The organism is Parashewanella curva, assembly GCF_003675895.1.
GTDB classification, from domain to species: domain Bacteria; phylum Pseudomonadota; class Gammaproteobacteria; order Enterobacterales; family Shewanellaceae; genus Parashewanella; species Parashewanella curva.
In genome coordinates this window covers 1-12,913 of the sequence record NZ_ML014841.1, presented here as the reverse complement: position 1 = coordinate 12,913, position 12,913 = coordinate 1, and the positions used below count along the sequence as shown (strand labels likewise).

At 38.1% G+C, this 12,913-nt stretch carries 8 protein-coding genes and 2 pseudogenes; 9 read left to right on the top strand and 1 reads right to left on the bottom strand.

From position 1 onward, the window contains the following. Positions 1–118: 118 nt before the first annotated feature. Positions 119–328: a hypothetical protein gene (locus tag D5018_RS18775; protein WP_121840523.1), complete on the top strand. Its 210-nt coding sequence runs from the start codon at positions 119–121 to the stop codon at positions 326–328. A gap of 60 nt (positions 329–388) precedes the next feature. Here the strand turns inward: D5018_RS18775 and D5018_RS18770 are convergent, their stop codons facing one another. Further along, positions 389–1,855 (bottom strand): methyl-accepting chemotaxis protein, encoded by a 1,467-nt coding sequence (locus tag D5018_RS18770; protein WP_121840522.1) that lies wholly within the window; start codon positions 1,853–1,855, stop codon positions 389–391. A 408-nt stretch (positions 1,856–2,263) separates the two neighbouring features. Here D5018_RS18770 and pheS point away from each other — a divergent pair, with 408 nt between their 5' ends. From pheS to D5018_RS22190, 8 genes and pseudogenes are all read left to right on the top strand, one after another. Then, a complete protein-coding gene (gene pheS, locus D5018_RS18765; RefSeq protein WP_121840521.1) occupies positions 2,264–3,244 on the top strand; it encodes a phenylalanine--tRNA ligase subunit alpha in 981 nt (326 codons plus the stop codon). A gap of 15 nt (positions 3,245–3,259) precedes the next feature. Further along, positions 3,260–5,647 (top strand): phenylalanine--tRNA ligase subunit beta, encoded by a 2,388-nt coding sequence (gene pheT / locus D5018_RS18760; RefSeq protein WP_121840520.1) that lies wholly within the window; start codon positions 3,260–3,262, stop codon positions 5,645–5,647. A gap of 3 nt (positions 5,648–5,650) precedes the next feature. Beyond that, the gene (gene ihfA / locus D5018_RS18755; protein ID WP_121840519.1) at positions 5,651–5,947 is read left to right on the top strand and encodes an integration host factor subunit alpha; all 297 of its coding nucleotides are present in this window, start codon (positions 5,651–5,653) and stop codon (positions 5,945–5,947) included. 221 nt (positions 5,948–6,168) lie between these two features. Then, positions 6,169–7,104 (top strand): lauroyl-Kdo(2)-lipid IV(A) myristoyltransferase, encoded by a 936-nt coding sequence (gene lpxM, locus D5018_RS18750; protein WP_243637470.1) that lies wholly within the window; start codon positions 6,169–6,171, stop codon positions 7,102–7,104. 50 nt (positions 7,105–7,154) lie between these two features. After that, positions 7,155–8,939 (top strand): DUF885 domain-containing protein, encoded by a 1,785-nt coding sequence (locus D5018_RS18745; protein ID WP_121840517.1) that lies wholly within the window; start codon positions 7,155–7,157, stop codon positions 8,937–8,939. Positions 8,940–9,115: 176 nt separating this feature from the next. Beyond that, entirely contained in the window at positions 9,116–11,053 is a 1,938-nt protein-coding gene (locus tag D5018_RS18740; RefSeq protein WP_121840516.1) for a hypothetical protein, read from the top strand. A gap of 214 nt (positions 11,054–11,267) precedes the next feature. After that, a pseudogene (locus D5018_RS18735) lies at positions 11,268–12,530 on the top strand (prolyl oligopeptidase family protein); the annotation flags it as partial. A 215-nt stretch (positions 12,531–12,745) separates the two neighbouring features. Beyond that, positions 12,746–12,913, top strand: a pseudogene (locus tag D5018_RS22190) (IS21 family transposase); the annotation flags it as partial.

Sequence of the window (12,913 nt, the reverse complement as noted above, 5' to 3'; positions counted from 1 at the left end):
AAACAAATCCATTTTTATCGTCAGTTGAAGGGAATTTGCAGATCTGATCGCCACTTTTTCAAACAGTTCCATGAAAAAGTTTAATTGCTTAGAAAGTGATCACATTGTGTAGATACCTATGGATATAGGGGGTGTTGACTTCAATGTGAGTGTTGAAAAAAATGATTTTATTTTAGGTGAGAAATCGACAGCCAATGCAAAGTTTATCTTCAAGCAGCCACAAAAGTATTATGGAATGATGGGCAGTATTGTTGAAGAGGTGTCAGAAATAATTATTTCTATTACATCATTAGAAACGTTGAAGAAAGCTTTGAGTAAGAGCAAGTAATTAATTTATAAAAAAGGGAGAACAATGTTCTCCCTGAGTAAAAATACAAGTAAATAAATGTTAGACTTTTAAACCAACAAGAAGTTGATCAAGTTGTTCTGCGGTAGCAAATAAATCATCACATCCTATCACAGCATTTTGGGCTGAACTTTCTACATCATGCGATTGGTTGCGAATTTCCATCAAGTTACTGGCGACTTCGTTTACAGTAGCAGATTGTTCCTCAGCAGAGCTTGCAATTAATACGCTCATGTCTAGTACATTATCACTTTTATTTGCGATAGAAGTAAGGTCTTCACCCGTTTTAATGATGCATTGTTTACCTTGTTCAGCTTGTTCTACCGTTCTTGCCATAACTTGAGTCAGTGCACTTGCACCTTGTTGTAATGACTCGATCATAGACTTAATTTCAACGGTTGCTGATTGGGTGCGACCAGCTAGAGTTCTTACTTCATCTGCTACAACCGCAAAGCCACGCCCTTGTTCACCAGCTCTGGCTGCTTCAATTGCAGCGTTAAGTGCAAGTAGGTTAGTTTGCTCAGAAATAGCATTGATGGTTGTCACCACTTCATCAATACGTGATGCATTGTCGTTGAGCTCATGAACTGCGTCAGAAGCATTAGTAATATCCTGTGCCAGTGCCCCAACAACAGATACCGTACTGGAAATATCCTGAGAGCCGACCGTGATCTGATGATTGGTTTCTTGAGTCTCAGATGCAGATTGTTCTGCATTTCTAGAAACTTCTTTCACCGCTGCTGTCATTTCTTCCATAGCGGTTGCTAGTGAATCTAGGTGTTGACGTTGATCAGCCGCTAAGCTTTTTCCTTGTTCAGCTCCCGCACGAAAATCGATGACAACATCACGAATTTTGGTCGTGGCAGCCATCAATTGTTGAACTAGGTTGTGCTGACGTTCAACTAAAGAGTCGATGCTTACAGCAAGAATACTAAATTCATCTGGCACAACATGGAAATTCAAACGCTGAGTTAAGTCACCTTTAGCAGCAGTATCAAGAGCATTAACTGTCGTATAAAGCGCACCACGAATAAATGTTGAAATGTAATAAATTGAAATTATTACAAATAATACACATAAAGCCGCGATGTAATAGATATATTGAACATGTTCTATCAGATTTTGGCTTTCTAAATCGATAGGTTTGATCAACGCTTTTTTGTCTGGTGAAACCTTACTAATTGCTGTGTTTTCTATAACGCCACCACCCGATTGAGCAATCCCTTTCTGCTCATGGGATAAATTGGCTATATCGATTAATTTTCCTTCGATGTTAAGTTGAGACAAAGCTTCAAGTTCTACAGTTTGTATGATTCTCATTTGTTGATTGAGTGACTCAACTTGATTTTCAAGATATCGCTCGATATGGGCGTTATTGACTTGAACGCTCATTATGTAAGTCAGCACAATTAATGGCAATATTGCAAAAAATGCCAAGGCAATGAACTTCTGTCTTACGGTCATTTGGATTAACAGTCCGTCAATCCATCGAAATTTTACTTCTTTCATAAATATCTTATCCGCTATGAATGCAAGGGATTTGTGTCTAGGCACACAGTTTAATCGACCATAAGAGACAAAGCTTAACTAACAATTTAGTATTTGTGATCTGAGTGGTGCATTTGTAGTCTAAATGTTTTTATTGTTATATATATCCTACATTTTAGGGCTCGAAATTGTGTGCAATAAACCAGTATTTTTTCTAATTATCTAGAGTCATGTAAACCAAGGAATTTTTTATTCTTAAAGCAGTTTTTGTATTCCTTCGATTTTACAAAGAAAAAAAGCCTTAGCCCCTAGTCAAAAACGCTGTGATAACGTAAAATTTTCCTTTTTTTTAAATCCGTCAATATGTATGTTTTCACTAGGATCAGAGTTTTTTCTGAATCTTAGTTTTGGTATGCAGTGGAACCTACAATGCAACAACTTACAGACATCGTATCTAAAGCCTTAAAAGTGATAGAGCAAACCAACGATTTGAAAGCGTTGGATGACATCAGAGTTGATTTTTTAGGTAAAAAAGGTCAAATCACCGCAATGATGCGTATGATGGCTACCTTGTCTCCTGAAGAAAAGCCAGCCTTTGGTCAAGCCGTCAATGATGCTAAGCAAAGCGTTCAACGTGCTTTAAATACAAAAATTGAGAACATTAAAGCTGAACTACTCGCTGAAAAGCTAAAAACAGAAAGCATTGATGTAACTTTACCAGGTCGCAGTCTTGAGCTTGGTGGCTTGCACCCAGTAACTAGAACTATTGAAAGAATTGAAACTTTCTTTGGTGAATTAGGCTTTAGTGTTAAGCAAGGCCCAGAGATTGAAGATGACTTCCATAATTTTGATGCCTTGAATATCCCTGCACATCATCCAGCACGTGCTGACCATGATACTTTCTATTTTAACCCTAAGTTAGTACTGCGTACTCAAACTTCAGGTGTTCAAATTCGCACTATGGAACAAGAGCAGCCGCCATTACGTATAATTTCTCCAGGTCGCGTTTACCGTAACGACTACGACCAAACTCATACGCCGATGTTCCATCAGGTGGAAGGCTTGATGGTGGATGAACATGCTACTTTTGCAGAATTAAAAGGTATCTTGCACGACTTCTTACGTAATTTCTTTGAAGATGATTTAGAGGTACGTTTCCGTCCATCTTATTTCCCATTCACTGAGCCTTCAGCAGAAGTGGATGTAAAAGGTAAGAATGGTTGGTTAGAAGTATTAGGTTGCGGCATGGTACATCCAAACGTATTAAGAAGCGTTGGAATTGACCCTGAAAAATATTCTGGTTTCGCATTCGGTATGGGCGTAGAGCGTCTTACCATGCTGCGTTATGGCGTAAACGACTTACGCTCATTCTTTGAAAACGATTTACGTTTCCTTAAGCAATTTAAATAACGGAGCAAAGATACAATGAAATTTAGTGAATCATGGCTTCGTGAGTGGGTTAATCCTGCTATTGATACTGAAGCATTATCAGAACAAATCACCATGGCTGGTCTAGAAGTTGATGGTGTAGTTCCAGTTGCTGAAGAGTTTACTGGCGTGGTCGTTGGTGAAGTAGTTGAGTGTGGTCAGCACCCAGATGCGGACAAGCTTCGTGTTACTAAGATTAATGTGGGCGAAGAAGAGCTGATTGATATCGTTTGCGGTGCGCCAAATTGCCGTTTAGGTTTAAAAGTTGCGGTTGCAATGGTAGGTGCAAAACTACCAGGCGATTTCAAAATCAAAAAAGCAAAACTTCGTGGTCAACCATCTTTCGGTATGCTTTGCTCATACACTGAGCTAGGTATCGATATTGAAAGTGACGGTATTATTGAGCTGCCACAGGATGCTCCTGTAGGTAAAGATATTCGTGAATATTTAAATCTAAATGATAAAATCATCGATGTAGACCTAACTGCAAACCGCGCAGATTGTTTAGGTATGGTTGGTTTAGCCCGTGAGGTTGCTGTACTTAACCGTACTACAGCGACTGAGCCAACTTGGGAAGCCGTTACTGCAACCACTTCTGGTAAGCCAAGTGTCAATGTTACTGAGTCATCGGCTTGCCCTCGTTATTTGGCTCGTAGCGTAAAAGGTATTAACGTAAAAGCGGAAACGCCTTTATGGATGCAAGAAAAGTTACGTCGTAGTGGTATTCGTTCAATCGATCCAATCGTCGATGTAACTAACTATGTATTGATTGAGTTCGGTCAACCGATGCACGCATTTGATGAAGCTAAAGTTACTGGTGACATTCAAGTACGTTATGGAAATGGTGAAGAAAAGCTGACTTTACTTGACGGCAATGAAATCACTGTGGCTAATGAAGCGCTGGTTATCGCTGATGATAATGGTCCATTAGCATTAGCGGGTATTTTTGGTGGCGAAGCTTCAGGCGTTACCGTTGAGACTCAAGATATCATTCTTGAGTGCGCATTCTTTGCGCCAATGGCAATCCGTGGTAAAGCGCGTCAATACGGTTTGCATACTGATTCTTCACATCGATTTGAACGAGGTGTTGATCCACAAATCCAACATAAAGTAATGGATCGTGCGACTCGTTTAATTCTAGACATTTGTGGCGGTGAAGCCGGTGAGATTGTAGAAGCTGTTGCTGAACAAGAATTGCCAACTGAAAACACGATTACACTTCGTCGCTCTCGCTTAGATAGCCGTTTAGGTCACCACATTGGTGATGCTGATGTAGTAGAGATTTTGCAGCTATTAGGTTTCACAGTTGAAGGTAAAGATAATAGCTGGGAAGTGACGACTCGTACTTATCGTTTCGATATGGCGATTGAAGATGACTTGATCGAAGAAGTTGCTCGTATTTATGGTTATAACAATATTCCAAATACAGCACCGCACGCATGTTTGGTTATGTCCGATCACAAAGAAGTAAACTTACCACTTCGCAAAGTTCGTCAAACGTTAATCACTCGTGGCTTTCAAGAAGCGATTACTTATAGTTTTGTTGACCCTAAATTGCAGCAGTTGGTTCATCCAGAACAAAAAGTTATGGAACTGCCAAATCCGATTTCTAGTGAAATGTCGGTAATGCGTTTGTCTATGTTCACTGGTCTTTTGACTACCGTGGCATACAACCAAAAACGTCAGCAAGGTCGTGTACGCTTGTTTGAAACAGGTTTACGATTTGTACCAGATGAAAATGAAGAGTCTGGTGTTCGTCAGCAACAAATGATCGGGGCCGTAATTGCGGGCACTAATATGGACGAACATTGGTCAATGGAAAGCAAAGCCGTTGATTTCTTCGATCTTAAAGGTGATTTAGAGGCGATTATAGGCTTGACAGCAGACGCTTCAGAATTTACTTTTAAAGCCTGTCAGCATTCTGCGCTACATCCGGGGCAATCTGCTGAAATACTAAGAAATGATCGAGTAATCGGTTATATCGGTGCAATTCATCCAAGTTTGGAAAAGCCTTTTGGCTTGAATGGAAAAACCATTGTTTTCGAAGTTGAATTAGATGCTTTGTTGCAACAGAAGATCCCTTTTGCACAAACTGTTTCTAAATTCCCTGCGAACAGACGTGATATTGCTGTTGTTGTAGATGACTCCATCTCAGCTGGAAATATTGTTGATGCAATTCAAAAAGTAGGCGATAATCAGTTAGTTGGAGTAAACCTGTTCGACGTTTACCAAGGTAAAGGTATCGAAGAAGGCAAAAAGAGTCTAGCTATTGCACTGACATTACAAGACACTACTCGTACACTGGAAGAAAAAGAAATTACAGAGCAAGTTGAGTCTATAGTTTCTGTTCTTAAAAAAGAGTTCAACGCATCGTTGAGGGATTAAAGTATGGCACTTACCAAAGCCGAAATGGCAGAACATCTCTTTGAAGAGCTTGGTATCAACAAGCGGTTAGCTAAAGAGATTGTTGAGATGTTCTTTGAAGAAATTCGTGGAGCACTTGAAAATGGTGAGCAGGTCAAGCTATCTGGCTTTGGCAATTTTGACCTTAGGGATAAGAATCAAAGACCGGGAAGGAATCCAAAAACGGGTGAAGATATTCCAATTTCTGCACGTAGGGTGGTTACTTTCCGCCCCGGGCAAAAGTTGAAAAGTCGTGTAGAAAAATCTAACGCGGCGAATTAAAATCCTTACTAAAGACCACCTAATCGGTGGTCTTTCTCTTTTTCCGATAGACTCACTTATTTTTGAACTTTCTTCATTTTTTATACTCTACATTAGGGTATAATTTAGAATACTTATTCTAGTCACAATTGATTTACATATCTCTGTATAAGTGTTTAGATTATGGTACTCTACCCATAAATAATAATTATAAATATAGCTGTATGATTGAGGAAGCCAGTTTGTCCTGCAAAAAAAGTAAATTGAATTGCGACTTTAAAGCAGAATTATTACACCCTAAGCATTGGCTTTCTTGGGTCGGCGTCGCGATACTATTTTTAATCGGTCTGCTTCCAGCTAAAGCTAGAGAGTTTATCGCCTCTAGACTTACAAACTTCGTTTATAAGCTCTCAAAAAAACAAGTTAAAATATGTAAAGCCAACCTCAAAGCTTGTTTCCCTCAGAAATCAGATGATGATATTGAAACTTTAGTTAGAAACAATATTAAATACTTTTTGATGACGCTATTGGCTCAAACTGAATTGATGACTTGTAATAAGAAGAAACTTCAGTCGTCAGTCTCTTTAACAGGTCATCAACATATCAAAAAAGCTCGCGATGATGGCAAGCCAATAATTTTTGTATCTCCACATGTGTGGGGACTTGAGCATGCAGGTTTAAGATTAAGTACTGAATTACCCATGATGGCGATGACTAAGGCCCATCGAAACCCTGTTTTCCAGTGGTTATCTGTAAAAATACGTAGTAGTCATGGTGGCCATGTCTATAAAAGAGAAGCAGGTATTCGTGCTATGATTTCTGCGTTAAAAGAAGATAGAAGTTTTTTTTACTTGCCTGATGAAGACTTAGGTCCAGAGCAAAGTGTACTAGCTCCATTTTTCAATACAGTTAAGGCCACATTGCCCGTAGTTGGTCGACTAGCAAATGCTGGTAATGCTGTTGTTTTGCCTGTTTGTGTTGGGTATTCAAAACAAAATCATCGTTTCGAAGTCGAAGTGATGGCTGCTTGCAATTTAAACTCCATTAAGTGTAAGCAGTCTGAAGCTCAGTGTTTAAATGATATGATTGAACGTTCAATCATGGCTCATCCTGAACAATACATGTGGTGTTTAAAAGTACTAAAAACACGACCAGAAGGTGAAGCATCATTGTATTAACAATCTAATTCAGTATTATGTTTCAAACTAAAATAGTTAGGGACATAATAATGAAAAAGAGCTTATTAGCTTTAGCGCTCACAACAGCAATAGTCGGAGTCACTGCATGTAGTGGCTCTTCTAACATAGAACCGGTTCAGCCTCCTCTGCAAACCCAAATTAAAAACCAAGCATTCGTAAAGTTTTCTGATCAGTTTATCGAAAACCTTTGGAAGCAATTTCCAACATGGGCAATATACAGTGGTTATCATAAATATGATGATCAGCTGGTTATCCCTAATGAAAACAGTCGAATTCAAACACTTTCTTTTGTTAAAAAGCAGCGTGATGCTTTAAAACAAATTAAGCTTTCTACCTTAACGACTAGTCAGTCCATTGATTATCGCTTGATTGAAAATGTTCTTGATAAAGTCGAGTGGGGGATTAACAGTGCTAAGGCATGGCAATGGAACCCTGCACAATATAATGTTGCTGGTGGCTTTGCTCAAATCATCAATGAAGATTTTGCACCACTCGACCACAGATTAAAATCTGTGCTTAATCGAATGAAATATGTAGCTGATTATTATCAAGCAGCAAAAAACAATATTTTTAACCCAACTTTGGAGCATACGCAGCTAGCGATTCAACAAAATAAAGGAGGACTTGGAGTCTTCTCTGATGAACTCATCCAAAAAGCTGAAGCATCTGGCTTATCTGATGCTGATAAAAAATTGTTTGCTCAGAGAGTTAAGCGAGTCCGAACGGCGATCAATGGCTATGTCACTTGGCTTCTAGATTTAGAAAAAGATCTAACTAAAAATGGTGCTCGCAGTTTTCGTATTGGCGAAAAGTTGTACGAACAAAAATTTGCGCTTGATATCCAATCTGGAATGACGGCTAAACAACTTTACACTAAAGCCGTAGCTGATAAAAACCGTGTTCAAGCGGAAATGGTTAAATTAACAGATGAATTATGGCCAAAGTATTTTTCTGAACCACAACCAACAGATAAAAAGCAGGCAGTTCGTATGCTTATTGATAAATTATCTGTAAGGCACGTTAAGCGTGATGACTTTGTGGCTGAAGTAAAAAAACAAATTCCAGAGCTTGTAGATTTTGTTAATAAAAAACAATTGATCACGCTTGACCCATCTAAGCCTTTAGTCGTTCGTGAAACACCTGCGTATATGCGTGGTTTTGCTGGTGCATCTATTAGCGCGCCAGGCCCTTACGATAAGCATGGTAATACTTATTATAATGTTACTCCACTTGATGCAATGACTGAGGCACAAGCAGAAAGCTATTTGCGTGAATATAATCATTGGATTTTGCAAATTCTAAATATTCACGAAGCAATACCTGGTCATTACACTCAGCTGGTATATTCAAATGAATCTCCAAGCTTAGTTAAGAGCTTATTCGGTAATGGTGCTATGGTTGAAGGCTGGGCTGTTTATACAGAACGTATGATGCTTGAAGAAGGCTATAGTAACTTTGAACCTGAAATGTGGTTAATGTATTACAAGTGGAATTTACGGGTAATATGCAACACCATTTTGGATTACAGCATTCAAGTTAAGGGTATGACTAAACAGCAAGGCTTGGATTTATTGATGAATGAAGCTTTCCAAGAACGTGCTGAAGCTGAAGGAAAGTGGCGTCGTGCGACGTTGAGCCAAGTACAGCTAACCAGTTACTATTCGGGTTATAGAGAAATTTATGATTTCCGAGAAGAATATAAACAAAGATTAGGCAGTAAGTTTGACTTACGCCAATTTCATGAAAAATTCCTAAGCTATGGAAGTGCGCCTGTAAAATACATCCGTCAACAGATGCTGTCAGAATTAAATTAATGCTATTTAAGTAAGAAGTAGTGCAAATAAAGGTTGCATTACTTCTTCTACTCTTTCCTATAAAAAATCAGGTCTTATTTTTTATTCTTGCTAAGCTTAATAGCGATCGGCATTGAAGTGAGATCAAGTAATTCCTCTTTGATGTTCAATGATGTTAGTAAGTATTGGAGTAGATCATGTCATACAACGGATTGTTTGTTGCTGCTTTTTCACTATTTCTGGCTGCCTGTAATGATGGCTCATCTTCGAATGACAAAGGTACTGCCATAGCAGTAATCGCTGACGATTACATGCAAAATGTTGTCGTTTGTTCTGACTGCAATAAAAATATGCTGTGTGATATAAAAGAAAAGCAATCAACCTCAAATGAAGACGGATTTGTTTTTTCGAACGAACTAGACATGAAATGCCCTTTATTAGCAAATGTTGCACTTGACTCAAAGATGAAAGCAACTGCAAAACAATCAGAAGTTGAGTTTAAAATGGTATCTCCAGTAGGTTGTGAAAACATCAGCCCTATGTCGAGCTTACTAAGCCAAGAGATAAGTTCAACTGTAACTAAACCTAAAGCTAAAAATGCATTGAAATTAGCGATGCTGACAGATCTCGACATTTGTATGGACTTCTTAGAAATTAAAAATGATTCAGATGCTACTCCGTTTGAAAAGCATGAAGCAGAAATATATAAAACCATTTCTCAGGATTATATTGCCGATTACTCTCGCCGTAGTGAATTAATCGAGCAGAATAGTGATTTAAGTAATTTATCAGGTAAGTACCTTCATGAACTCATTACTTACCGAGTTTGGCGTAGACTTGATAAGTATCGCAGCAGCCCAACACTAGGATTAACTACCTCTACATCAACAAGCTCTCAAGTAGTAAACAATAATGACTCATCGGATGATGAAGCTGGGGATTTAGGCTACGAAAATTACTTAAATCAAGAATTAGATGATGCGACAAGTGTTAACTTATTCTTCACTTTTAACGGTAATACTGGTGCAGATTTGATTAGATTTCATGAAGACTTAAACGAACTTAAAACGACTAGTCTTCGTTACAATGATGGGGTCCTAACTGAATTCCAAAATTATTTTAAACCAGCACAAAATGAAACAATAGAAAGGCCGAGCGTATTAGGTAAAAATGGTTATTTAGGTATTACCAGTTCCAATGACTCTCTTACTTCACTTAGTATCTATTATGATCATAAATTTTTTGATGAAACAATTCAGATTGGAGCAGTTAGCGAACAAATCAATGGTTTGGAATTAACAAACCGTACATACAAAGAGCTGGATTACGTCTTAACATCAGATTTGTTTTTCATTGAAGGATTACCTGTTCGTATTTTAATGGACGGGTTTGGCGGTATTTCTTCGTGGGCAAAGGCGACTAAGGGCAGTGACATTACATTTCCAGACAATAATTCTTCTTTTGCATATAGAACAAACGTTGTTCCTTTAGTTAATACTGTTATCTTTGAAGATACAGGAAATTGCTCTCCTCAAGCCGATGATCCAATCAGTAATTTATGCAATTATATTGATGTTATTAGGCCTAATGTTCGAACTAAAGGTGCAAAGAAGGTTTCAACTTATTTCAATACAAAAACAAAATCTGGATATATATATCAAGCAACAGTTGATGAAATACCGGACGTTTTGTATTTAGGTACGATTGGAAATGATACTCCGCTGAATGGTACCCATTTACTTGCTTATAAGTTCTCTAAAGAAGAGTTCAAAATTGCCTTTGTTAAAGGTGACTTGAATTCAATAACCCTAGAGGAAAATGGTAGTTCAGAAAATATTAACCTCAAATTTTTTAATGGTGCTGAGGACATTACTAATAATGATCTCTATGCAACAGCGAACTGGGGAATATCAAACGTAAATGGTCATGAGATAGCGGTAATCACTATTCCAAACTCAATAAGGCAGTTATTGCCTCAGTTACCACGTTTGCTCGCTATTACAAAATTGGGTGGTTTTGATAGATATGGAGACTTCGTGCAGCGCTTTGGTGCCAGAGGGCAAGAGCTCCTAGGAGTTGACCAGACAGTATTTTCTGTAGTCGAAGAAGCTTTGAACCAAAGCCAATCTAAATAAATGAATTAATTAATTTTATACATCTTCCTATGCATGGTATTTGGCAGTTCTGCAACTGCCAAATCTAATGACTTATTCATGTGTGCCAATAGTAAAGTACTATTTTCCTCCCTTTCTCTTATTTCATAACGCAAAGCTACTCATTTGTTGATATATGTTTATTAAATATGCTGATTTGATATATTACGGGGGTAATTTTAAAAGGGATATAACAATGAATAAAAATCTACAGCCGTTCGTTCTTGTAGGTGCAATCGCAGCTATCGGTTCTGCGCAAGCACATGAAGATAAATTTCAATGGCTCGAAGATGTGCATGGCAAGAAGCCAATGCAATGGGTAAGTAAAAAAAATGAAAATTCTGCCACACAGATAAAAGCATACCCAAAATTTAATCAATTGGTTGAGAATAGCCTTGCTGTCTACAACTCTAAAGCTCGAATTCCATATGCTAGTCGACGTGGTGATTATCTTTATAATTTCTGGAAAGATGAAAATAATACTCGTGGAGTATATCGCCGCACCACGATGAATGAATATCTAAAAGAAAATCCAAAGTGGGAAACTGTTCTTGATATCGATGCCTTAGGAAAAAAAGAAGGGGTTAACTGGGTTTATAAAGGAATGCGCTGCCAGTACCCTGAAAACGAAAGGTGTTTAGTTAGTCTTTCACGTGGTGGAGCCGATGCTGTAGAAGTTCGAGAGTTTAATCTTTCTACTAACTCATTTGTTCCTCAATCAGAAAAGCCGTTTTTCTTACCAGAAGCCAAATCTAATGTATCTTGGATTGACAAAGATACATTGTTTGTTGGTACCGATTTTGGAGACGGTAAAAGTATGACCGATTCAGGTTATCCGCGAGTTGTAAAAATATGGAAACGTGGTGAACCGCTTTCAAAAGCTAAACTTGTATTTGCTGGCGATAAAAGCTCTGTATCGATTGGTGGTTATGTCGCCTATGATGATAAAACGCCACTGCCATTGGTGTATGACAGCACTACATTTTATACGGCAGATTATAAAGCCTATCAAAATGGCAAATTGATAGATTTACCATTACCAAAAGATGCCGATATTTCAGGCTACTTTAAAGGTAATTTATTCATTGAACTCAAGTCTGAATTAAAATCAAATGGTAAAACTATTAAGCAAGGTTCTATAGTATTCACTCCAGTTGATAAATTGATTGCTCAAAAGCCTGTCTTTACCTTATTTGCTGAGCCGACAAAAACTACAGCCATTTCTGGAATTAGTTTTACCAAAAATTCAGTATTTATTAATTGGTTAGATAACGTAAAAAGTAAACTGGTTCGCTATCAACAAGATGAAAATGGCAAGTGGCAAGACTCGGTGGTTCCATTCCCTGAAAACGGCTCAATAAGCGTATCTAATGTTCAAAGGGATAGTGATGAGTTCTTTGTAAGTTACAAAAGTTTTTTAGAACCATCGACTCTGTATCGTGTTGATGGTAAATCCCTTAAATATTTGCATAATTCGGGGCTATCCGATCACTGAATTCGGGATTATCCGATCACCTATTTCGGCATAATCCGATCATCGAATTCGGTATTGTCCGATCATTTTTTGCTTAAGTCCGAAATGAGTGATCGGATAATAGCGAAATCCATTTTTCTCTTTTTAAACCAATAGCTAACTATCCTTAATCCTGTTTATTTCAGGCTTAAGGAAAAGAAATGTCTAGAAAGAGAATTGAAATGAAAAAAGTTAGAGAGCTGTTAAGGCTGAAGTTTGACTGTCAGCTATCAAACAGAAATATCGCTGGCTGCTTAAACATTGGTGCAGCAACGGTTTCAGAAATCTTAAGCCGCTTTAAGTTGAGCCAATTAGGCTGGCCATTACCC

Bases quoted from the DNA above. Each gene is read 5' to 3' on its own strand.
- D5018_RS18770 (WP_121840522.1), bottom strand. From the start codon at position 1,855: ATGAAAGAAGTAAAATTTCGATGGATTGACGGACTGTTAATCCAAATG.
- ihfA (WP_121840519.1), top strand. From the start codon at position 5,651: ATGGCACTTACCAAAGCCGAAATGGCAGAACATCTCTTTGAAGAGCTT.
- pheT (WP_121840520.1), top strand. From the start codon at position 3,260: ATGAAATTTAGTGAATCATGGCTTCGTGAGTGGGTTAATCCTGCTATT.
- pheS (WP_121840521.1), top strand. From the start codon at position 2,264: ATGCAACAACTTACAGACATCGTATCTAAAGCCTTAAAAGTGATAGAG.
- D5018_RS18775 (WP_121840523.1), top strand. From the start codon at position 119: ATGGATATAGGGGGTGTTGACTTCAATGTGAGTGTTGAAAAAAATGAT.
- D5018_RS18745 (WP_121840517.1), top strand. From the start codon at position 7,155: ATGAAAAAGAGCTTATTAGCTTTAGCGCTCACAACAGCAATAGTCGGA.
- D5018_RS18740 (WP_121840516.1), top strand. From the start codon at position 9,116: ATGTCATACAACGGATTGTTTGTTGCTGCTTTTTCACTATTTCTGGCT.